The organism is Streptomyces antimicrobicus (assembly GCF_020532625.1).
Taxonomy (GTDB): domain Bacteria; phylum Actinomycetota; class Actinomycetes; order Streptomycetales; family Streptomycetaceae; genus Streptomyces; species Streptomyces antimicrobicus.
The window spans coordinates 96,434-117,029 of sequence record NZ_JAJAUY010000001.1 but is presented as its reverse complement, the minus strand read 5'-3'; the positions used below and the strand labels follow the sequence as shown (position 1 = coordinate 117,029).

13 protein-coding genes are annotated in these 20,596 nt (G+C 72.2%); 7 read left to right on the top strand and 6 right to left on the bottom strand.

Going from position 1 to position 20,596, the window contains the following annotated elements; all coding sequences use genetic code 11:
• Positions 1–6: 6 nt before the first annotated feature.
• Positions 7–1,482, bottom strand: a complete 1,476-nt coding sequence (locus tag LG632_RS00550; RefSeq protein WP_226724284.1) for a sugar transferase — start codon at positions 1,480–1,482, stop codon at positions 7–9.
• A 394-nt stretch (positions 1,483–1,876) separates the two neighbouring features.
• Between LG632_RS00550 and LG632_RS00545 the strand changes: the two genes are divergently transcribed.
• The gene (locus LG632_RS00545) at positions 1,877–4,147 is read left to right on the top strand and encodes a M4 family metallopeptidase (protein ID WP_226724283.1); all 2,271 of its coding nucleotides are present in this window, start codon (positions 1,877–1,879) and stop codon (positions 4,145–4,147) included.
• 89 nt (positions 4,148–4,236) lie between these two features.
• Here LG632_RS00545 and LG632_RS00540 read toward each other — a convergent pair whose 3' ends face one another.
• Together LG632_RS00540 and glgP are read right to left on the bottom strand one after the other, a co-directional pair.
• A complete protein-coding gene (locus tag LG632_RS00540; RefSeq protein ID WP_226724282.1) occupies positions 4,237–4,764 on the bottom strand; it encodes a hypothetical protein in 528 nt (175 codons plus the stop codon).
• A gap of 165 nt (positions 4,765–4,929) precedes the next feature.
• Entirely contained in the window at positions 4,930–7,578 is a 2,649-nt protein-coding gene (glgP, locus tag LG632_RS00535; protein ID WP_226724281.1) for an alpha-glucan family phosphorylase, read from the bottom strand.
• A gap of 479 nt (positions 7,579–8,057) precedes the next feature.
• Here glgP and LG632_RS00530 point away from each other — a divergent pair, with 479 nt between their 5' ends.
• From LG632_RS00530 to glgB, 4 genes are all read left to right on the top strand, one after another.
• Positions 8,058–10,052 (top strand): alpha-1,4-glucan--maltose-1-phosphate maltosyltransferase, encoded by a 1,995-nt coding sequence (locus LG632_RS00530; RefSeq protein WP_226724280.1) that lies wholly within the window; start codon positions 8,058–8,060, stop codon positions 10,050–10,052.
• Positions 10,049–11,743 (top strand): maltose alpha-D-glucosyltransferase, encoded by a 1,695-nt coding sequence (gene treS, locus LG632_RS00525; RefSeq protein WP_226724279.1) that lies wholly within the window; start codon positions 10,049–10,051, stop codon positions 11,741–11,743. Before LG632_RS00530 ends, treS begins: the two co-directional genes overlap by 4 nt.
• Positions 11,744–11,896: 153 nt before the next feature.
• Positions 11,897–13,324: a maltokinase N-terminal cap-like domain-containing protein gene (locus LG632_RS00520; protein WP_374203364.1), complete on the top strand. Its 1,428-nt coding sequence runs from the start codon at positions 11,897–11,899 to the stop codon at positions 13,322–13,324.
• Positions 13,321–15,600: a 1,4-alpha-glucan branching enzyme gene (gene glgB, locus LG632_RS00515; RefSeq protein WP_226724278.1), complete on the top strand. Its 2,280-nt coding sequence runs from the start codon at positions 13,321–13,323 to the stop codon at positions 15,598–15,600. The genes LG632_RS00520 and glgB overlap by 4 nt, the downstream gene beginning before the upstream one ends.
• On the opposite strand, the gene LG632_RS00510 is transcribed toward glgB, so the two are convergent.
• Positions 15,590–15,934 carry a thioredoxin family protein gene (locus tag LG632_RS00510; protein WP_264201222.1) on the bottom strand — a complete coding sequence of 115 codons (345 nt, stop codon included), beginning with the start codon at positions 15,932–15,934 and terminating at the stop codon, positions 15,590–15,592. The genes glgB and LG632_RS00510 overlap by 11 nt on opposite strands.
• A gap of 21 nt (positions 15,935–15,955) precedes the next feature.
• Positions 15,956–16,348 carry a MerR family transcriptional regulator gene (locus LG632_RS00505; protein WP_226724277.1) on the bottom strand — a complete coding sequence of 131 codons (393 nt, stop codon included), beginning with the start codon at positions 16,346–16,348 and terminating at the stop codon, positions 15,956–15,958.
• A 183-nt stretch (positions 16,349–16,531) separates the two neighbouring features.
• Between LG632_RS00505 and LG632_RS00500 the strand changes: the two genes are divergently transcribed.
• Positions 16,532–17,227: a helix-turn-helix transcriptional regulator gene (locus tag LG632_RS00500; protein ID WP_226724276.1), complete on the top strand. Its 696-nt coding sequence runs from the start codon at positions 16,532–16,534 to the stop codon at positions 17,225–17,227.
• A gap of 36 nt (positions 17,228–17,263) precedes the next feature.
• Here the strand turns inward: LG632_RS00500 and LG632_RS00495 are convergent, their stop codons facing one another.
• Positions 17,264–18,289 (bottom strand): ATP-dependent 6-phosphofructokinase, encoded by a 1,026-nt coding sequence (locus LG632_RS00495; protein WP_226724275.1) that lies wholly within the window; start codon positions 18,287–18,289, stop codon positions 17,264–17,266.
• A gap of 221 nt (positions 18,290–18,510) precedes the next feature.
• On the opposite strand from LG632_RS00495, the gene pta reads away from it, so the two are divergent.
• A complete protein-coding gene (gene pta / locus LG632_RS00490) occupies positions 18,511–20,586 on the top strand; it encodes a phosphate acetyltransferase (protein ID WP_226724274.1) in 2,076 nt (691 codons plus the stop codon).
• Positions 20,587–20,596 lie beyond the last annotated feature (10 nt).

Here is a 20,596-nt window from a genome sequence, read left to right as displayed (position 1 = left end):
GGCGGCTCAGTACGCTCCGCGCCCGTCCACGACGGCGCGGAACGTACGGGCCACCACGTCGACGTCGCTGGTGAAGGACCAGTTGTCGACATAGCTCAGATCGAGCTGAATCGTTTCGTCCCAGGACAGGTCCGAGCGTCCGCTGATCTGCCACAGCCCGGTCATCCCGGGCCGTACGGTCAGCCGGCGCAGGGCGAGCTCGTCGTACTGCGCCACCTCCTCCGGCAGCGGCGGGCGCGGGCCGACCAGGGACATGTCGCCGACCAGGACGTTGAACAGCTGCGGCAGCTCGTCCAGCGAGGTGCGGCGCAGCAGCCGGCCGACCCGGGTGATGCGCGGGTCGCGGCGCATCTTGAACATCAGCCCGTCGTGCTCGTTGGCCCCGGCGAGCTCGGCCCGCTTGCGGTCGGCGTCCACCACCATCGTGCGGAACTTCCACATCACGAACGGCACGCCGTCGCGGCCGATCCGGCGCTGGCGGTAGAAGGCGGGCCCCGGCGAGCCCAGCCGGATCGCGGCGGCCAGCACCAGGAACACCGGAGCGAGCAGGACCAGGCCGACGGCGGCCCCGGTCCGGTCCAGCGCTGCCTTGAGCACCGGCTGCGCGCCCCGGCGCACGGGCGGCGCCACGCGCAGCACGGCCAGGCCGCCGGCGGAGAGGGTCTCCAGGCGCTTGACCGAGACCTCGACCAGTCCGGGGAAGACGGCCAGTTCCACCCCCGCGTCGTGCAGGGCCCAGGACAGCCGGCGCAGCCGCTCGCCCCCGAACCGGGCGCCCGGGGCCACGAGCACCAGGTCGGCACGGTGGTTGCGGACCGCGGCGAGCACGGCGGCCGAGTCCCCCAGGGGCGCCCCGGGCCCGTCGGCGTCGAGCCGCGCCGCGACCGGCACCCCGCTGTCGAGGGAGCCGGGGCCGACCGGGACGACGCCCACGACGACGTAGGGGTGGTCGGTCCGGGCGGCCAGGTGCGCGATGACGTCCTCGGCGGCGGCCGGTTCGCCGATCACCAGCACCCGGCTGACGGCCTGGGCCTCGCGGCGGGCGGCGGACAGGTGCCGGTAGGTCAGCTTCCGTACGGCCAGGGTGATCAGCAGGGCGGGCAGCAGCGCGCCGAGCGCGGCCAGCCGGGGCGTGCTCTCGCCCGTGGCGGCGCGGGCGACGGCCAGGACACCGATCAGAATCAGCCAGTCGTGCAGCACCGGCAGGGCACCTCGGGACTCCCCGAGCGCGCGCCGGTCGTAGCGGTGGCGCACCGCCTGCACGCCCACCCAGGCGAGGGCCGCGGCGAGGGCGCAGGAGCCGGGTCGCGCCTGCTGGGCGGCCTCGAAGACGAGGGCGACCGGGACGGCGGCGCCGACGAGGTCCGCGATCACAGCGGCCGGCAGGTACCAGCGGGCCTTGTCGCCGAGCCGGCACAGCGACCCGGTCCCGTCAACAGCCGCTCCGGCCACTCTTTGCGCAGGAAAACGGACATGCCTCATGAGCCCCCCTGGCACCTGGTCAGATGACATCGGCGTCCGCCCGACGCTTCCCCTGGCGACGGGCTTCTGACGCACCGGGAAACAGTACGACAAACACCCGTACGGTTAGTGCCGTTCGCCGGAACGAAGCCTCATGTTGCCCAAGCGTTAGCTGCCGGTACCAGGCGTTCCGCATGCCGCCCCGCACGGCCCGTACGCCCCTGCCACACGAAGGTGAAGGGTTCGTATAGCGGACGCGTCTGATCGGACAACGAACCAATTCCGGCCAATCATTTGACGCGACCCTGACATCGTGCGCCGAAGCTGGCACTGTTCGATCCGCACTTCGCACAGCGCCTGTTCTGCCCGGCGGCCTACCCAGCCGACCGGAACCCCCCTGCAGAAGGAGTCTGCGTTGAGTCCCACCCCCCAGCGGCGCGTCACCGCGGCCGGAGCTCTCGTCGCCGCGGCCGCACTGCTCGCCGTAGGCATCCAGGGCGGCACCGCCTCGGCCGACGCCACCGCGTCGCAGGCCGCCACTTCCGCCCGGTCGAACCCGGGCGCCGCCCCGTACAAGCTCAGCGCCTCGGAGCGTGCGACGCTCCTCGCCGAGGCCACCGGCACGACCGCGCAGGCGGCTCGGGCGCTCGGGCTCGGCGACCAGGAGAAGCTGGTCGTCCGCGATGTCGTCAAGGACGCCGACGGCACCACCCACACCACGTACGAGCGGACCTACGCCGGCCTGCCCGTCCTCGGTGGCGACCTCACCGTGCACGCCAAGGACGGCGTCACCCGCAGCGTGACCAAGGCGACCAACGCCGACATCAAGGTGGCCACCACCGAGGCCTCCGTCGCCCCGGCCGCGGCCGAGAGCCAGGCGGTCGGCGCCGCCAACGCGGAGGGCTCGAAGGAGTCCAAGGCCCAGCAGGGCGCCCGCAAGGTGATCTGGGCCGCGGAGGGCGCCCCGGTCCTGGCCTACGAGACCGTCGTCGGCGGCCTCCAGGACGACGGCACGCCGAGCCGGCTGCACGTGATCACCGACGCCCGGACCGGCGCGAAGATCACCCAGTGGCAGTCCGTGCAGACGGGCACCGGCAACACGCAGTACAGCGGCCAGGTGACCATCGGGAGCACGCAGTCGGGCAGCACCTGGAACCTGACGGACGCCTCCCGCGGCAGCCACAAGACGTACAACCTCAACCGCGGCTCCTCCGGCACCGGCACGCTCTTCAGCGGCCCGGACGACGTCTGGGGCAACGGCAGCCCCTCCAACGTGGAGACCGCCGGCGCCGACGCGCACTACGGCGCCCAGGTGACGTGGCACTACTTCAAGAACGTGCACGGCCGCAACGGCCTGCGCAACGACGGCGTGGCCCCGTACTCCCGGGTCCACTACGGCAACGCCTACGTCAACGCGTTCTGGGACGACTCCTGCTTCTGCATGACCTACGGTGACGGCGACGGCAACAACAAGCCGCTCACCTCGATCGACGTCGCCGCCCACGAGATGACCCACGGTCTGACCTCGGTCACCGGCAACATGACCTACAGCGGTGAGCCGGGCGGTCTGAACGAGGCGACCTCCGACATCATGGCGGCGGCCGTCGAGTTCTACGCCAACAACCCGCAGGACGTCGGCGACTACCTGGTCGGCGAGAAGATCGACATCCGCGGCAACGGCACCCCGCTGCGCTACATGGACAAGCCGAGCAAGGACGGCTCCTCCAAGGACGCCTGGTACTCCGGCCTCGGCGGCATCGACGTCCACTACTCCTCGGGCCCGGCCAACCACTGGTTCTACCTGGCGTCCGAGGGCTCCGGCGCCAAGGTCATCAACGGCGTGAGCTACGACTCGCCGACCTCCGACGGCCTGCCGGTCACGGCCATCGGCCGCGAGGCCGCCGCGAAGATCTGGTTCCGCGCCCTGACGGTCGGCTACTTCAAGTCCAACACCAACTACGCGGCCGCCCGTACGGCGACCCTCCAGGCCGCGGCCGACCTGTACGGCGCCGGTTCGGCGACGTACAACAACGCCGCCAACGCCTGGGCGGCGATCAACGTCGGCTCCCGCGTGGTCCAGGGCGTGTCGGTCACCAACCCCGGCAACCAGAACACGGTCACCGGCAGCGCCGTGAACCTGCAGATCCAGGCCAGCAGCACCAACCCCGGTGCCCTGAGCTACTCGGCCACCGGCCTGCCCACGGGGCTGTCGATCAACTCCTCCACGGGTCTGATCAGCGGCACCGCGAGCACCGCGGGCACGTACAACGTGACCGTGACCGTCCGCGACGCGGCCAACCAGACCGGGACGGCGTCGTTCACCTGGACCGTCGGCACCACGCAGCCGAACGTCTTCGAGAACACGGCCGACTACCAGATCCCGGACAGCGGCCAGGTCGAGTCCCCGATCACGGTGACCCGTTCCGGCAACGCGCCGAGCACCCTGAAGGTGGACGTCAACATCGTCCACACCTACCGCGGTGACCTCCAGATCGACCTCGTCGCGCCCGACGGCACGGCCTACCGGCTGAAGAACTCCTCCGGGTCGGACTCCGCCGACAACGTGGTGGCCAGCTACACCGTCAACGCCTCCTCCGAGGTCGCGAACGGTGTCTGGAAGCTGCGGGTGAAGGACGTGTACGCGGCCGACACCGGCTACATCAACAGCTGGAAGCTCACCTTCTAGCAGCACGACGCGGGGCCGCCCGGGGAGAGACCCTCCCCGGGCGGCCCTGTTCCATGTCCGCGCCGGCCGGCGTGCCGGCGGCCGGTGCGTCAGTCGAGGGCGCGGAAGACGGTCGCGAAGAAGTCCTCGTCGTCCAGCTCGTCGTCCGCCTCGTCGACCACGTCGGCCGGCTCCTCCACGGCGGCCTCGTCGGCGGCCTCGTCGGCGGCGGGAGCCTGGGACTCCTGCGACTCCTGGGACTCCTGCTTGGCCGGGCCGGACTCCGCGTCGGCCTTCTGCGCCGCCTCGAAGACCACCGCGACGGCGTTCACGTCGGTGTGGCGCTCGCCCGGCCCGGCGACCGCGCGGGGCTCGCCCTGGCACTGGGCGTTGTCGAAGAGCAGCGCGACGGCGTCGGTGTGGTTGGCCACCGACAGCGCCGGGCCCTCGGCGGAGGTGTGCTGGAGCTGCATGCAGGTGTCGCTCGGGACGTCCCGCAGCTGCGCGGGCTGCTCCTTGCCGTTCTTGTCGACGAACGTGTAGCTGAATCCGCCGTCGTCGGCCAGGGCCTGGGCGGCGGTGGGCAGGACGAGAGCGAGGGCCCCGGCGAAGGCGGCCGCGGTGGTGCGAAGACGCATGAGGGTGTCCGTTCTTCCACGTCGTGATGCCGGTCCGGTTGGCATCCCCGACGGAGCGTAGGAGCGCCCCCCGCCGCAGAAACCTTTCAGCGCATCTCGTCGCGGCCAGGTTCACCCGGTCGTCCCCGGCCGGTGGTCCGTACGCGGCCGGGGACGCAAGGGGGGTCAGCGGAGCAGGACGCCCGGTTCGGCGCCGGCGCCCGTGACCGGCGGGGTGGCCATCAGACCCAGTTCGGCGGGGCTGGCCAGCAGCGGGTGGGAGGGCAGGATGCGGACGGTGTAGCCGAAGGGGCCCGTGCGGTCCAGGGCGAGCGGGCCCTCGTACAGCCGGCGCCCCTCCAGGTCCGGCCCGGCGGCGGGCTTGAGCGGGAAGCCTCGGGCGTCGCGGATGACGTCCTCGGCGTCCACCGTCCCCGCGACGGCCTGCACCTCGATGTCGTCGGGCGTCAGCCCGTCCAGCGAGACCTGCACCCGCAGGGTCAAGGTGGCGCCGAGCTCGGCCGTGCCGTTGACCGGGGTGGCGGCCAGGGCCTCGACGTGGTCGACCCGCACGCCCGGCCAGCACGAGCGGACCCGGGCCTTCCAGGCGGCCAGTTCCCGGGCGGCCGCCGGGTCCAGGGCGCGGTGCGCGGCGGCGGCGGGCGCGTAGAGCCGCTCCACGTACTCGCGCACCATGCGGCCCGCCAGCACCTTGGGCCCCAGCGAGACCAGGGTCCGCCGGACCATCTCGATCCAGCGCACGGGCAGCGCGCCGCGCCCGGAGCGGTCGTAGAACCGCGGGGTCACGTGCTGCTCCAGCAGCTCGTACAGGGCCGCGGCCTCCAGGTCGTCGCGCCGCTCCTCGTCCGTGGCGTCGCCGTCGGCGGTCGGGATGGCCCAGCCGAAGTCCGGCTCGAACCACTCGTCCCACCAGCCGTCCAGCACGGAGAGGTTCAGGCAGCCGTTGAGGGCGGCCTTCATCCCGCTGGTGCCGCAGGCCTCCAGCGGCCGGAGCGGGTTGTTCAGCCAGACGTCGCAGCCGGGGTAGAGCTTCTGCGCCATGGCCATGCCGTAGTCCGGCAGGAACACGATCCGGTGCCGTACGGCCGGGTCGTCGGCGAACCGCACCAGCTCCTGGACCAGCCGCTTGCCCCCGTCGTCGGCCGGGTGGGCCTTGCCCGCGACCACGATCTGGACGGGCCGCTCGGGGTCCAGCAGCAGCCGCCGCAGCCGCTCGGGGTCGCGCAGCATCAGCGTGAGCCGCTTGTACGAGGGGACGCGGCGGGCGAAGCCGATGGTCAGCACGTCCGGGTCGAGGACGGAGTCCACCCAGCCCAGCTCCGCCGCGCCCGCGCCGCGCTGGCGCCAGGAGGCGCGCAGCCGGTCCCGCACCTCCGTCACGAGCTGCTCGCGCAGGGCCCGGCGCAGGTCCCAGATGTCCTGGTCGGGGATCTCGGAGACGGCGTCCCAGCGCTGGGACCCGCCCACCGACAGGGCGTCCTCGGTGCGCCCGGCGCCGATCTGGCGGGCGCCGAGCCGCATGACCTCCGGGGCCACCCAGGTCGGGGCGTGCACCCCGTTGGTGACGGAGGTGATGGGGATGTCGGCGGGGTCGAAGCCGGGCCACAGGCCCGCGAACATCTCGCGGGAGACGGCTCCGTGCAGGGTGGAGACCCCGTTGGCCCGCTGGGCCAGCCGCAGGCCCATGACCGCCATGTTGAAGACGGCCGGGTCGCCGCCGGGGTAGGTCTCGGCGCCCAGTTCCAGGATCCGCTCGACGGGCAGGCCGGGCAGTTCCGCGCCGTCGCCGAAGTGCCGGGCCACCAGCCCGCGCTCGAACCGGTCGATGCCGGCGGGGACGGGGGTGTGGGTGGTGAACAGGGTGCCGGCCCGGACGGCTTCGACGGCGGCGTCGAAGTCGAGGCCGTGCTCGCCCGCGAGTTCCCTCATGCGCTCCAGTCCGAGGAACCCGGCGTGTCCCTCGTTGGTGTGGAAGACCTCGGGCGCGGGGTGACCGGTCAGGGCGCAGTACGTCCGCACGGCGCGCACCCCGCCGATGCCCAGCAGCATCTCCTGGAGCAGGCGGTGGTCGCTGCCGCCGCCGTAGAGCCGGTCGGTCACCTCGCGCGCTCCGGCGTCGTTGTCCTCGACGTCGGAGTCGAGCAGTAGCAGCGGGACCCGACCGACGCGCGCCTGCCAGACGTGGGCGTGCAGCGAGCGGCCGCCGGGCAGCGTCAGGGTGACGCGGGCCGCGCTGCCGTCCTCGGCGCGCAGCAGGGAGACGGGCAGCTCGTTGGGGTCGAGGACCGGGTAGTGCTCCTGCTGCCAGCCGTCCCGGGACAGGGACTGGCGGAAGTAGCCGTGCCGGTACAGCAGTCCGACGCCGATCAGCGGGACGCCGAGGTCGCTGGCGGCCTTGAGGTGGTCGCCGGCCAGGATCCCCAGGCCTCCGGAGTACTGGGGCAGGGCGGCGGTGATGCCGAACTCGGGTGAGAAATAGGCCAAGGAGGCGGGCAGGGGGACGGGGGCGTGCCGGGCCCGCGCCTGGTACCACCTCTCCCCGTTCAGATAGTCGTCGAGATCGGCGGCCGCGGCGGCGAGGCGCCGCAGGAACCTCCGATCCGCGGCCAGTTCTTCGAGGCGGGTGGCGGACACGGATCCGAGCAGCCGGACGGGGTCGCCTCCGGCGGCCTGCCATCCCTCGGGATCGACGGACTGGAAGAGTTCGCGGGTTTCCACGTGCCACGACCAGCGCAGGTTGCGCGCGAGGTCGGAGAGCGGCAGCAAGGGTCCCGGCAGGACGGGGCGCACGGTGAATCGACGGATAGCCTTCACGTGTTCCACCTTCGCAGGGGTGACGGATCGAAAGCGGGCACACCACGCTGTGCGTCCGCGCATCACCCCCGGAAGGCTAGCGCCGGTCGGCAGCGGCGGCCATGGCGTCCGGCGGCCCCGGCGGACCGTTCGGCGAGGCACTCCTTCGGTGGTCCTGGCCGTACGTCGACTTGACGAAGCCTGGGTGATTGTCGGGCCGGGACCAACCCCTTGCGTGACCGACTACGTACTAGTAGTTAACCAAGCGCGCGGATTGCCGGGCCCGGGAGTGGGAAGGGCTCCCCGGGTACCGAGCACGGCGCACACGCCCCCCACCTCTCCCCGCCACCCGAGTGAACGCGGACAGGAGCGGCCATGCCCGCAGCGCAGCCGTCCACGGAGCGGCTAGAAACAGAGCGAACAGAGCATGCCCCACCGGCCGGACCCCCGGCCCGAGTGTTGTCACCGAGCCCTGCGAACTGCCCCCAGGTGATCCCATCATGATCGGTCGCATTCCCGTGCTGGACGTCCGCCCTGCCGTCGACTGCGGCACCAGACCCGCCAAGGCGGTCGTGGACGAGGTCTTCGAGATCTCCGCCACCGTGTTCCGGGAGGGGCACGAGGCGGTGGCCGCCCAGGTCGTCCTGCGCGACCCGAGCGGCCGGGCCCGGCCGGGGGTCCGGCTGCGCGAGCTGGCCCCGGGCACCGACCGGTGGGGGGCCAGGGTCAGCGCGGACGTGGAGGGGCGGTGGACGTACACCGTCGAGGCCTGGAGCGATCCGGTCGCCACCTGGCGGGCGGCGGCGAAGATCAAGATCCCGGCGGGCATCGACACCGAGCTGGTGCTGCTGGAGGGCGCCGAGCTCTACGAGAAGGCCGCGGCCCGGATCCCCAAGAAGGACGGCCGCGAGGCGGTGCTCGCCGCGGCCGACGCGATGCGGGACGAGGAGCGGCCCGCGCAGTCGCGGCTGGCGGCCGCGCTGGCCGAGCCGGTGGACGCCGCCTTCGCCCGCAAGCCGTACCGGGAGCTGGTGTCGTCGGCGAAGGCGCTGCCGCTGCTGGTGGAGCGCAAGCGGGCGCTGTTCGGCTCGTGGTACGAGTTCTTCCCGCGGTCCGAGGGGGCCGTGCTGGAGGAGGGCCGGCCGCCGGTGAGCGGCACCTTCCGCACCGCCGCCGAGCGGCTGACGGCCATCGCCGCGATGGGCTTCGACGTCGTCTACCTGCCGCCGATCCACCCCATCGGCACCACCTACCGCAAGGGCCCCAACAACACCTTGTCGGCGGGGAGTTGGGACCCGGGGGTGCCGTGGGCGATCGGCTCGCCGGAGGGCGGGCACGACGCGGTCCACCCCGATCTGGGCACCCTGGAGGACTTCGACCACTTCGTGCGGCGGGCCCGGGAGCTGCGCCTGGAGGTGGCCCTGGACTTCGCGCTGCAGTGCTCGCCCGACCATCCGTGGGTGCACAAGCATCCGGAGTGGTTCCGGCACCGGGCCGACGGCACCATCGCCTACGCCGAGAACCCGCCGAAGAAGTACCAGGACATCTACCCGGTCCACTTCGACACCGACATGGCCGGGATCGTCCAGGAGACGGTCCGGGTGCTGCGGCACTGGATGGACCACGGGGTGCGGATCTTCCGGGTCGACAATCCGCACACCAAGCCGGTGGTGTTCTGGGAGAAGGTGATCGGCGAGATCAACCGGGCCGACCCGGACGTGATCTTCCTGGCCGAGGCCTTCACCCGGCCCGCGATGATGCGCACCCTGGCCGCGATCGGCTTCCAGCAGTCGTACACGTACTTCACCTGGCGCAACACCAAGCAGGAGCTCACGGAGTACCTGACCGAGCTGGCGGGCCCGGCGTCGGCCGCGGCGATGCGCCCGAACTTCTTCGTCAACACCCCGGACATCCTGCACGCCTACCTCCAGCACGGCGGCCGGCCCGCCTTCGAGGTCCGTGCCGTCCTCGCCGCCACCCTCTCCCCCACCTGGGGCGTGTACGCCGGCTACGAGCTGTGCGAGAACACCCCGCTGCGGGAGGGCTCGGAGGAGTACCTGGACTCGGAGAAGTACCAGTTCAAGCCGCGGGACTGGGCGGCGGCCGACCGCGAGGGCCGCACGATCGCCCCGCTGATCACCCGGCTCAACCGGCTGCGGCGGCGCAACCCGGCGCTCCAGCAGCTGCGCGACCTCCATTTCCACGAGACCGACAACGACCAGGTGATCGCTTATTCGAAGCACAGCGGAAGCAATTCCGTACTGGTGGTCGTCAACCTCGATCCGCACCACACCCAGGAGGCGACGGTCTCGTTGGACATGCCGGTACTCGGCCTCGACTGGCACGGGTCCCTCACCGTGCGCGACGAGCTCACGGGCGAGACCTATCACTGGGGCAGGGCGAACTACGTGCGACTGGAGCCGGGCCGGACCCCCGCGCACGTCCTGACCGCTCTGCGACCGTCCCCGCCCACCGGAGGGTCACCCACCACATGATGATCAACGATCCCGTCCCCGACACGTTCGAGGACACCCCCGCCAAGGACCGCGACCCCGACTGGTTCAAGCGGGCGGTGTTCTACGAGGTCCTCGTCCGCTCCTTCCACGACAGCAACGGAGACGGCGTCGGGGACCTGCGGGGCCTGACGGCCAAGCTGGACTACCTCCAGTGGCTCGGCGTCGACTGCCTGTGGCTCCCGCCGTTCTTCGCCTCGCCGCTGCGCGACGGCGGCTACGACGTCTCGGACTACACCTCGGTCCTGCCGGAGTTCGGCGACCTCGCCGACTTCGTGGAGTTCGTGGACGCCGCGCACCAGCGCGGGATGCGGGTGATCATCGACTTCGTCATGAACCACACGAGCGACCAGCACGAGTGGTTCCAGCAGTCCCGCAAGGACCCCGACGGGCCGTACGGGGACTACTACATGTGGGCCGACAACGACAAGCAGTACCAGGACGCCCGGATCATCTTCATCGACACCGAGACCTCCAACTGGACCTACGACCCGGTGCGCAAGCAGTACTACTGGCACCGGTTCTTCTCCCACCAGCCGGACCTCAACTACGAGAACCCGGCCGTCCAGGAGGAGATCATCTCGGCCCTGCGCTTCTGGCTGGACCTCGGCATCGACGGCTTCCGGCTGGACGCGGTGCCGTACCTGTTCGCCGAGGAGGGCACCAACTGCGAGAACCTTCCGCGGACCCACAGCTTCCTCAAGCGGGTCCGGGCGGAGATCGACGCGCACTACCCGGACACGGTGCTGCTCGCCGAGGCCAACCAGTGGCCCGAGGACGTGGTCGACTACTTCGGCGACTACGTCAGCGGCGGGGACGAGTGCCACATGGCGTTCCACTTCCCCGTGATGCCGCGCATCTTCATGGCGGTGCGAAGAGAGTCGCGCTACCCGGTCTCCGAGATCCTCGCCAAGACCCCGCAGATCCCCGACCGCTGCCAGTGGGGCATCTTCCTGCGCAACCACGACGAGCTCACCCTCGAAATGGTCACGGACGAAGAGCGGGACTACATGTACGCCGAGTACGCCAAGGACCCGCGGATGCGGGCCAACATCGGCATCCGGCGCCGACTCGCCCCGCTGCTCGACAACGACCGGCACCAGATCGAGCTGTTCACCGCCCTGCTGCTGTCCCTGCCCGGCTCGCCGATCCTCTACTACGGCGACGAGATCGGCATGGGCGACAACATCTGGCTGGGCGACCGCGACGGGGTGCGGACCCCGATGCAGTGGACTCCGGACCGCAACGCCGGTTTCTCCTCGTGCGATCCGGGCAGGCTGAACCTGCCGGTCATCATGGACCCGGTCTACGGGTACCAGGTCACCAACGTCGAGGCCGCGATGTCCTCGCCCTCGTCACTGCTGCACTGGACCCGCAGGCTGATCGAGGTCCGCAAGGCGAACCCGGCCTTCGGCCTCGGCTCGTACACCGAACTGCCCTCGTCGAACCCGGCGGTGCTCGCGTTCCTGCGCGAGTACGGGGACGATCTGGTGCTGTGCGTGCACAACTTCTCGCGGTTCGCGCAGCCCACGGAGCTCGACCTGCGGTCGTTCAACGGGCGGGTTCCGGTCGAGCTCACGGGTGACGTGCGCTTCCCGCCGATCGGCGAGTGGCCGTACCTGCTGACGCTGGCCGGGCACGGCTTCTACTGGTTCCGACTGAGGACCGAGTAGCAACGCGTACGGGGCGGGCGGTCCGCGTCCGGTCCAGCGCCCGCCCCGTACGACAGACGACCTTCTCACCGGACGACACACACCGGAGAAGCAACTGCCGCGATCCGGGACACTCTGCGCACCACGGACGGCCCGGGGAAAGGACGCGACGCCATGTCGGAGGCTGCATCCACCGGGACGACCGGAACGGCCGGCGCCACCGCCGGCCGGGCCGGGGCCGCCCTGCTCGACCCGCTGGAACCGATGCTGCGGGCCTGGCTGCCCGCCCAGCGCTGGTTCGCCGGGAAGGGCCGGGACATCCGCACGCTCCGGCTGATCTCGGCGGCCGAGCTCCTGCCCCCGGGCTCCTCCCCCGGGCTGCTCCACCTGCTCCTCGACGTGGACGGCGACTGCTACCAGCTGCTGCTCGGGCTGCGCACCGGTCTGCCCCCGGCGCTCGCGCCGGCCCTGATCGGCCGGGCCGAGCAGGGCCCGTACGCCGGCCACGCCGTGTACGAGGCCCTGGGCGATCCCCGGCTGGCGGCCCTGCTGCTGGAACGATTGCGTGCCCCGGGCACGTTGGGCCCGCTGCGCTTCGACCGGGACCCGCTGACGCTGATCCCGGCCGGGCTGCAACCGCGCCCGCTGTCCGGGGAGCAGACCAACTCCTCGCTGATCTTCGGGGACGCGTACATCCTCAAGGTCTTCCGCAGAGTGGGCCCGGGGGTCAACCCCGACCTGGAACTGCCCCGGGCGCTGGCCGCCGCGGGCTGCGCCCGGGTCCCGGCACCGGTCGCCTGGTACGAGGCCGCGCTGCCCGGGGGCGAACCGCTGACCCTCGGCGTGCTCCAGCCGTACCTGCGCGGCTCCGACGACGGCTGGCAGCTGGCCCTGCGCCGGCTGGGGTCCGGCGCCGACTTCACCGCCGAGGCGCACGCCCTGGGCCGGGCCACCGCCGAGGTGCACAGCGCCCTCGCCTCCGCCCTGCCGGTGCTGGCGCTCGGTCCCGAGCAGACGGCCCGGCTCGCGGCGGGGATGACCGCGCGGCTGGCCGCCACGGTCCGCGAGGTCCCGGCCCTGCGGCCCTACGAGGCGGGGCTGCGCCAGGCGTTCGACGCGCTGGCCGCCGCCCGCGGGTTGACCGTTTCCGCACAGCGCATCCACGGCGACCTGCACCTGGGCCAGACCCTGCGGACCGCCGACGGCAGCTGGGCGCTGATCGACTTCGAGGGGGAGCCGGCCCGGCCGCTGGCCGACCGGCGCCGCCCGGAACCGGCCGTCCGGGACATCGCGGGGATACTGCGGTCCTTCGACTACGCGGCCCGCTCCCACCGCCCGTTCGCCCCCGCGTGGGCGGACGCCTGCCGGGCGGCGTTCTGCTCCGGCTACGCGGCGACCACCGGGCGCGACCCGCGCGAGGACCCGGTGCTGCTGCGCGCGTACGAGACGGACAAGGCGGTCTACGAGGCCCGGTACGAGTCCCGGCACCGCCCCGACTGGCTGCACGTCCCGATGGCGGCGATCCGCCGGCTCGCCGCCCCCGCCCCGCCCCACCCCCACCCCCATCCCCGCCCACAGCCGCCAAGGAGGCCGCACCCGTGAGCGCCGCCCAGTCGTCCACCGCCGTCACCGACGAAGCCCCCGCCGCCGAGGGGCGCACCAAGCGGACGCCCCGCGCCCGCCGGGCCGCCGCCCCCTCCCGCGGGGTCCGGCCCGCGCCCGCCCTGCACCCGGAGGAACGCGCCCGGCTGCTGGAGGGCCGGCACCACGATCCGCACGGGGTGCTGGGCGCCCGGACCCTGCGCGGCGGGGTCGCGTTCCGGGTGCTGCGCCCGTACGCCAAGGCGGTCACGGTGGTCGCCAAGGGGCTGCGGACCGAGCTGCACGACGACGGCGACGGGCTGTTCTCCGGGCTGCTGCCGCTGGCGGAGGTCCCGGACTACCGGCTGCTGGTGACGTACGACGGCGACGAGGTCGAGGTCCACGACCCCTACCGGTTCCTGCCGGCGCTCGGCGAGCTGGACCTGCACCTGATCGGCGAGGGCCGGCACGAGGAACTGTGGACGGCGCTCGGCGCCCGGCCGATGGAGCACCAGGGGGTGGCCGGCACCCGGTTCACCGTGTGGGCGCCGAACGCCCAGGGGGTCCGGGTCACCGGGGACTTCTCGTACTGGGACGCGGTCGCCCAGCCCATGCGCTCGCTCGGCGCCAGCGGGGTGTGGGAGCTGTTCCTGCCGGGCGTCGGCGAGGGCGCGCTGTACAAGTACGACATCACCCGCCCCGACGGCAGCCACACCCTGCGCGCGGACCCGATGGCGCAGGCCGCGGAGGTGCCCCCGGCCACGGCCTCGGTCGTGACGGCCTCGCACCACGTGTGGGGCGACGGGGCGTGGATGGCGGCGCGCGCCGCCCGGCCCGCGCACCTGGCGCCGTTCTCGGTGTACGAGCTGCACCTGGGGTCGTGGCGCCCGGGGCTGAGCTACCGCCAGCTCGCCGAGCAGCTGCCGTCGTACGTCAAGGAGCTGGGCTTCACGCACGTGGAGTTCATGCCGGTCGCCGAGCACCCCTTCGGCGGCTCGTGGGGCTACCAGGTGACGGGCTTCTACGCGCCGACGTCCCGGATGGGCACCCCCGACGACTTCCGCTTCCTGGTGGACTCGCTGCACCAGGCCGGCATCGGGGTGATCGTCGACTGGGTGCCGGCGCACTTCCCGCGCGACGAGTGGGCACTGGCGGAGTTCGACGGGCGGCCGCTGTACGAGCACGAGGACCCGCGGCGGTCGGCGCACCCGGACTGGGGCACGCTGGAGTTCGACTACGGGCGCAAGGAGGTCCGCAACTTCCTGGTGGCCAACGCCGTCTACTGGGGCCAGGAGTTCCACGTGGACGGCATCCGGGTGGACGCGGTGGCCTCGATGCTGTATCTGGACTACTCGCGCAACGAGGGCGAGTGGGTGCCCAACGAGCACGGCGGGCGGGACAACCCGGACGCGGTGCGCTTCCTGCAGGAGATGAACGCCACCGTCTACCGGCGCTGCCCGGGCGTGGTCACCATCGCCGAGGAGTCCACGGCCTGGGACGGGGTGACCCGCCCGACCGACGCCGGGGGCCTGGGCTTCGGGCTGAAGTGGAACATGGGCTGGATGCACGACACCCTGCGCTACGTGTCGAAGGACCCGGTGCACCGCAAGTACCACCACCACGACATGACGTTCGGGATGGTCTACGCGTACAGCGAGAACTACGTGCTGCCGATCTCGCACGACGAGGTGGTGCACGGCAAGCGGGCGCTGGTGTCGAAGATGCCGGGCGACTGGTGGCAGCAGCGGGCCACGCACCGCGCGTACCTGGGGTTCATGTGGGCCCATCCGGGCAAGCAGCTGCTGTTCATGGGGCAGGAGTTCGCCCAGGGCGCGGAGTGGTCGGAGAGCCACGGGCCCGACTGGTGGCTGCTGGACGACTCGTACTCGGCGGCGGGCGACCACCGCGGGGTGCGGGAGCTGGTGCGGGACCTGAACCACGCGTACCGGGCGGCGCCCGCCCTGTGGGAGCGGGACACCGTGCCGGAAGGGTTCGCCTGGGTGGAGGCGGACGCCGCGGAGGACAACGTGTACGCCTTCCTGCGGTACGCCGCCGACGGCTCGCCGTTGCTGTCGGTGTCCAACTTCTCGCCGGTGGTGCGCCACCAGTACCGGATCGGGGTGCCGGAGGACGTACCCCTGTGGCGGGAGGTGCTCAACACCGACGACGAGCGCTACGGCGGCAGCGGCGTGCGCAACGCACGGCAGCTGCGGCCGCAGCGGCGGCCGGCCCAGGGGCGGCCGGTGAGCCTGCGGCTCACGCTGCCGCCCCTGAGCACCGTGTGGTTCAGGCCCTGACGGCGAGCACCTCCTCCAGTTCGGCGAGCAGCCGGTGCTTGGTCCGGGTACCGACCATGGACCGCACCGGCTCCCCGTCCCGGAAGACGATCATGGTGGGCGCGGACAGCACCCCGTGGCGCAGGGCGGTCTCGGGGTTGTGGTCCACGTCCATCTGGACGATCTTGAACCGGTCCGCCTCCTCGGCGGCGAGCGCGGACAACACCGGCGCCAGCTGCCGGCACGGTCCGCACCAGTCGGCGGTGAACTCCACCAGGACCGGCCGGCCGCGCTCGCCGAGCACCTCGGCGGCGAAGTCCCGGTCGGTCACCTGGGCCACTCCGTGGGCACGCATCGTCACTGTCTCCTCTGGTCGTCAGCCGGTCATCTCGCACCGCGGCGCGGCCGCCTCCCCGGCGGCCTCCTCGGCCTCGGCGAGCTGCCGCGCCACCTGCTCCCGTACGTCGGCCAGCCGGCCGAGCAGCTCGTCGAGCTCGGCGAGCTTGCGCCGGTAGACGGCCAGGGAGGCGGGGCAGCTGTCGCCGGCCGGGTGGCCGGCGCGCAGGCAGTCCACGAAGGGGCGGGTCTCCTCCAGGTCGAAGCCGAAGTCCTGGAGGGTGCGGATCTGGCGCAGCAGGCGCAGATCCTCCTCGTCGTAGCTGCGGTAGCCGTTGCCGCTGCGGCGGGCCGTCAGCAGCCCGCGCGACTCGTAGTACCGCAGGGTCCGGGTGGTGGTTCCGGCCCGGCGGGCCAGCTCGCCGATTCGCATGGGGCGACCGTAATCCTTGACGCCGACGTCAGGGCAACGCCGGTCGGTGGATCACCTCGCGCACCGATTACCGGACAGTCGCCGGTAAAACGGCGCAAAACACCGAAGTCGGTGGGAGTTTCCTACGAGTTGTGAGTTGGTTCGAACAGACCGTAGTCGCCGCACCCCGGCCGCTTCTACCGTGTGCCCGTGCACTCAAGTCCTCCCTTCAACGCCCCCGCCGCCCGCCGCCTGCGCGCGGCCCTGGGCATGGCGCCCGGTCACGTCGCCTACGGCCTGCGCGCCCAGTACGGACTCCTCGTCTCCCCCGAGACCGTGATGGCCTGGGAGCGCGGCGAGGCCACCCCCGACCAGAGCGAGCTGACCGCGCTCGCCGGCGTGCTGTGGTGCGCGCCCGGGGAACTGCTCGCGGAGCCGGTGACCCTGCGGGAGCACCGGATCGCCCGCGGCCTGTCGGCCGAGGAGCTGGCCCGGCGGGTGGGGCTGGAGACGGGGTCCTACCAGAAGATGGAGGACACCGGCCGCTGGAAGGGCAACGAACGCCAGTCGGCGGCGCTGGCCACGCTGCTGCAGTTGACCCTGCCGCAGTTCGTGGCGGCCACCGGCAAGCAGGACGAGCTGGCGGAGCTGCTGCGCAGTGCGGTGACCACGCGCTGGCAGGCGTACCTCAAGCCGCTCACCAAGCTGATACCGGTGCCGAAGGCGCACCTGGAGTGGGTGCTGGAGCGGCTCCACGACGACTACCAGTCGCGCATGATGGCCACCTTGAGCTGGGCCAGCGGCAGCGGCCGGGGCGGGCCGAACAGCGGGGACGCGGGCCGGGACTTCCTCGCGGAGATCGTGGACCGCTTCTGGGCGCTGGCCTGGGGGACGGAATAGCCCGCGTCCTCCCCGTACCGGTCGGACGACCGGTGCTCAGAAGACCGATTCCGCCTCGTACATCCGGTTCTCGGGGACGGTCTTCAGCTCGGCCGTCGCCGCGGCGAGCGGCGCCATCACGATGTCGGTGCCGCGCAGGGCGGTCATCTGTCCGAAGTCGCCGCGGTGGGCGGCCTCGACGGCGTGCCAGCCGAAGCGGGTGGCGAGCACCCGGTCGTAGGCGGTGGGGACGCCGCCGCGCTGGACGTGGCCGAGGATGACCGGGCGGGCCTCCTTGCCCAGGCGGCGTTCGAGCTCCACGGCCAGGCGGTTGCCGATGCCGGCGAAGCGCTCGTGGCCGTACTGGTCGATGGCGCCCTTCTCGTACGGCATGGAGCCCTCGGCCGGGTGCGCGCCCTCGGCGACGCAGACGACCGCGAACTTCTTGCCGCGCGAGAACCGCTCCTCCACCATCTTGACCAGGTCGTCGACCTCGAAGGGGCGCTCGGGCAGGCAGATGCCGTGGGCGCCGCCGGCCATGCCGGACTCCAGGGCGATCCAGCCGGCGTGCCGGCCCATGACCTCGACGACCATGACGCGCTGGTGGGACTCGGCGGTGGTCTTCAGGCGGTCTATGGCCTCGGTGGCGACGGTGACGGCGGTGTCGAAGCCGAAGGTGCGGTCGGTGGCGGAGATGTCGTTGTCGATGGTCTTGGGGACGCCGACCACGGGCATGCCGGCGTCGGAGAGCATCCGGGCGGCCGTCAAGGTGCCCTCGCCGCCGATCGGGATCAGGGCGTCGAGCCCGTAGCGCTCCTTGAGCGCGGCGCAGTTGTCGGCGGCCTCCCGCAGCCGGGCGCGCTCCATGCGGGCGGAGCCGAGGATGGTGCCGCCGCGGGCCAGGATGCCGCTCACGGAGTTGATGTCCAGGGGCCGGTAGTGACCGTCGAGCAGGCCCTTGAAGCCGTCCTCGAAGCCGATGACCTCGTCGCCGTGGCCGACCAGCGCGCGGTGCACGACGGACCGGATCACAGCGTTCAGTCCTGGGCAGTCGCCGCCTGCGGTGAGAACTCCGATACGCATCGTGCTGTGTCTCCTAGCCGTATGTGCGAAACCTGTCCGATTGTTCCACGGGCTCCGGGGGAGGCGCGCTTCGTACTGCTCCACCCCCAGGGCCTTCGGGCCGCCCGTCCGGGCCTTCTTCCGGGGGGCGCCCTACCCAGCCGCCAAGGTATTGTCAAGAGGACAAGCCCACCCTATCGGGAAAATTTCCAGGGACCACAGACACGGACGGGAGAGCGCGCGTGACGCGGAGCGTGTACGTGACCGGTATCGACCGGGGGGACGGCCGGCAGGTCGTCGAGCTGGGGATCATGGAGCTGCTCACGCGGCAGACGGGCCGGGTCGGGGTCTACCGCCCGCTCCTGCACGACGCCCCGGACCGGCTCTTCGAGCTGCTCAGGGCCCGCTACCGGCTCGACCAGGACGCCCGGACCGCGTTCGGCATGGACTACCACGAGGCCTCGGTGGTGCTGGCCGAGAAGGGCACCGACGAGCTGGTCTCCCGGCTGGTCGACCGCTACCACCGGGCGGCCCGCGACTACGACGTCATGCTGGTCCTCGGCACCGACTACGCCGAGACCAACCTCCCCGACGAGCTGGCCCTGAACGCGCGCCTGGCCAACGAGCTGGGCGCGGTGGTCGTCCCCGTGGTGGGCGGCACCAAGCAGACCGCCGAGTCGGTGCGCGCCGAGGCCCGCAACGCCTACCGCGCCTACGAGAGCCTGGGCTGCCAGGTCGTCGCGATGGTGGTCAACCGGGTGGCCAAGACGGACCGGGACGTCATAGCCGAGCGGCTGGCCGCCCGGCTGCCCGTGCCCTGCTACGTGCTCCCGGACGACAAGTCGCTCTCGGCCCCGACGGTCGCCCAGATCACCCGGGCGCTCGGCGGCGAGGTGCTGCTCGGCGACGAGGCGGGGCTCGCCCGCGACGCGCTGGACTTCGTCTTCGGCGGCGCCATGCTGCCGAACTTCCTCAACGCCCTCACCCCCGGCTGCCTGGTGGTGACCCCCGGCGACCGCTCCGACCTGGTGATCGGCGCCCTGGCCGCGCACACCTCGGGCACCCCGGCGATCGCCGGGGTGCTGCTCACCCTGAACGAGCGCCCGGCCCCGCACATCCTGGAGATGGCCGCGAAGCTGGCCCCGGGCACCCCGGTGGTCTCCGTGGCCGGCAACAGCTTCCCGACGGCCGCCGAACTCTTCTCGCTGCAGAGCCGGTTGAACTCCGCCACCCCGCGCAAGCTGGAGACCGCGCTCGGCCTGTTCGAGCGGCACGTGGACACCGCCGAGCTGCGGGACCTGCTGTCGGTGACCCGCTCCGAGCGGGTCACGCCGATGATGTTCGAGCACGAGCTGCTGGAGCGGGCCCGCACCGACCGGCGCCGCGTGGTGCTGCCCGAGGGCACCGAGGAGCGGGTGCTGCGCGCGGCCGACGTGGTGCTGCGCCGCGGGGTGTGCGACCTGACGCTGCTCGGCGAGGAGCAGCAGGTCCTGAAGAAGGCCGCGGACCTCGGGATCGACATCGGCGCGGCGCAGATCATCGACCCGGCGACCTCGCCCCTGCGGGAACGTTTCGCGGAGTACTACGCCAAGGCCCGGGCCCACAAGGGCATGACCGTCGAGCTGGCCAACGACGTGGTCACCGACGTCAACTACTTCGGCACCCTCATGGTCCAGGAGGGCCTGGCCGACGGCATGGTCTCGGGCTCGGTGCACTCCACCGCGGCCACCATCCGGCCGGCCTTCGAGATCATCAAGACCAAGCCGGACGCGGCCATCGTCTCGTCCGTGTTCTTCATGTGCCTGGCCGACCAGGTGCTCGTCTACGGCGACTGCGCGGTCAACCCGGACCCGGACGCCGAGCAGCTGGCCGACATCGCCATCCAGTCCGCCGCCACCGCCGCCGCCTTCGGCGTCGAGCCGCGGATCGCGATGCTGTCGTACTCCACCGGCACCTCCGGTTCCGGCGCCGACGTGGACAAGGTCCGCAAGGCCACCGAACTCGTCCGGGAGCGCCGTCCCGACCTCGCGGTCGAGGGCCCGATCCAGTACGACGCCGCGGTCGAGCCGTCGGTGGCCGCGACCAAGCTGCCCGGCTCCGACGTGGCGGGCCGCGCCACCGTGCTGATCTTCCCGGACCTCAACACCGGCAACAACACCTACAAGGCCGTGCAGCGGTCGGCGGGCGCCGTGGCGGTCGGCCCGGTCCTGCAGGGCCTGCGCAAGCCGGTCAACGACCTCTCGCGCGGGGCGCTGGTCCAGGACATCGTCACCACGGTGGCGATCACCGCCGTCCAGGCCCAGCCCACGGCCCCGTGACCCCCTCCTC

Bases quoted from the DNA above. Each gene is read 5' to 3' on its own strand.
- LG632_RS00495 (WP_226724275.1), bottom strand. From the start codon at position 18,289: ATGCGTATCGGAGTTCTCACCGCAGGCGGCGACTGCCCAGGACTGAAC.
- LG632_RS00550 (WP_226724284.1), bottom strand. From the start codon at position 1,482: ATGAGGCATGTCCGTTTTCCTGCGCAAAGAGTGGCCGGAGCGGCTGTT.
- LG632_RS00510 (WP_264201222.1), bottom strand. From the start codon at position 15,934: ATGCGTGCCCACGGAGTGGCCCAGGTGACCGACCGGGACTTCGCCGCC.
- LG632_RS00520 (WP_374203364.1), top strand. From the start codon at position 11,897: ATGTCGGAGGCTGCATCCACCGGGACGACCGGAACGGCCGGCGCCACC.
- treS (WP_226724279.1), top strand. From the start codon at position 10,049: ATGATGATCAACGATCCCGTCCCCGACACGTTCGAGGACACCCCCGCC.
- LG632_RS00505 (WP_226724277.1), bottom strand. From the start codon at position 16,348: ATGCGAATCGGCGAGCTGGCCCGCCGGGCCGGAACCACCACCCGGACC.
- LG632_RS00540 (WP_226724282.1), bottom strand. From the start codon at position 4,764: ATGCGTCTTCGCACCACCGCGGCCGCCTTCGCCGGGGCCCTCGCTCTC.
- LG632_RS00530 (WP_226724280.1), top strand. From the start codon at position 8,058: ATGATCGGTCGCATTCCCGTGCTGGACGTCCGCCCTGCCGTCGACTGC.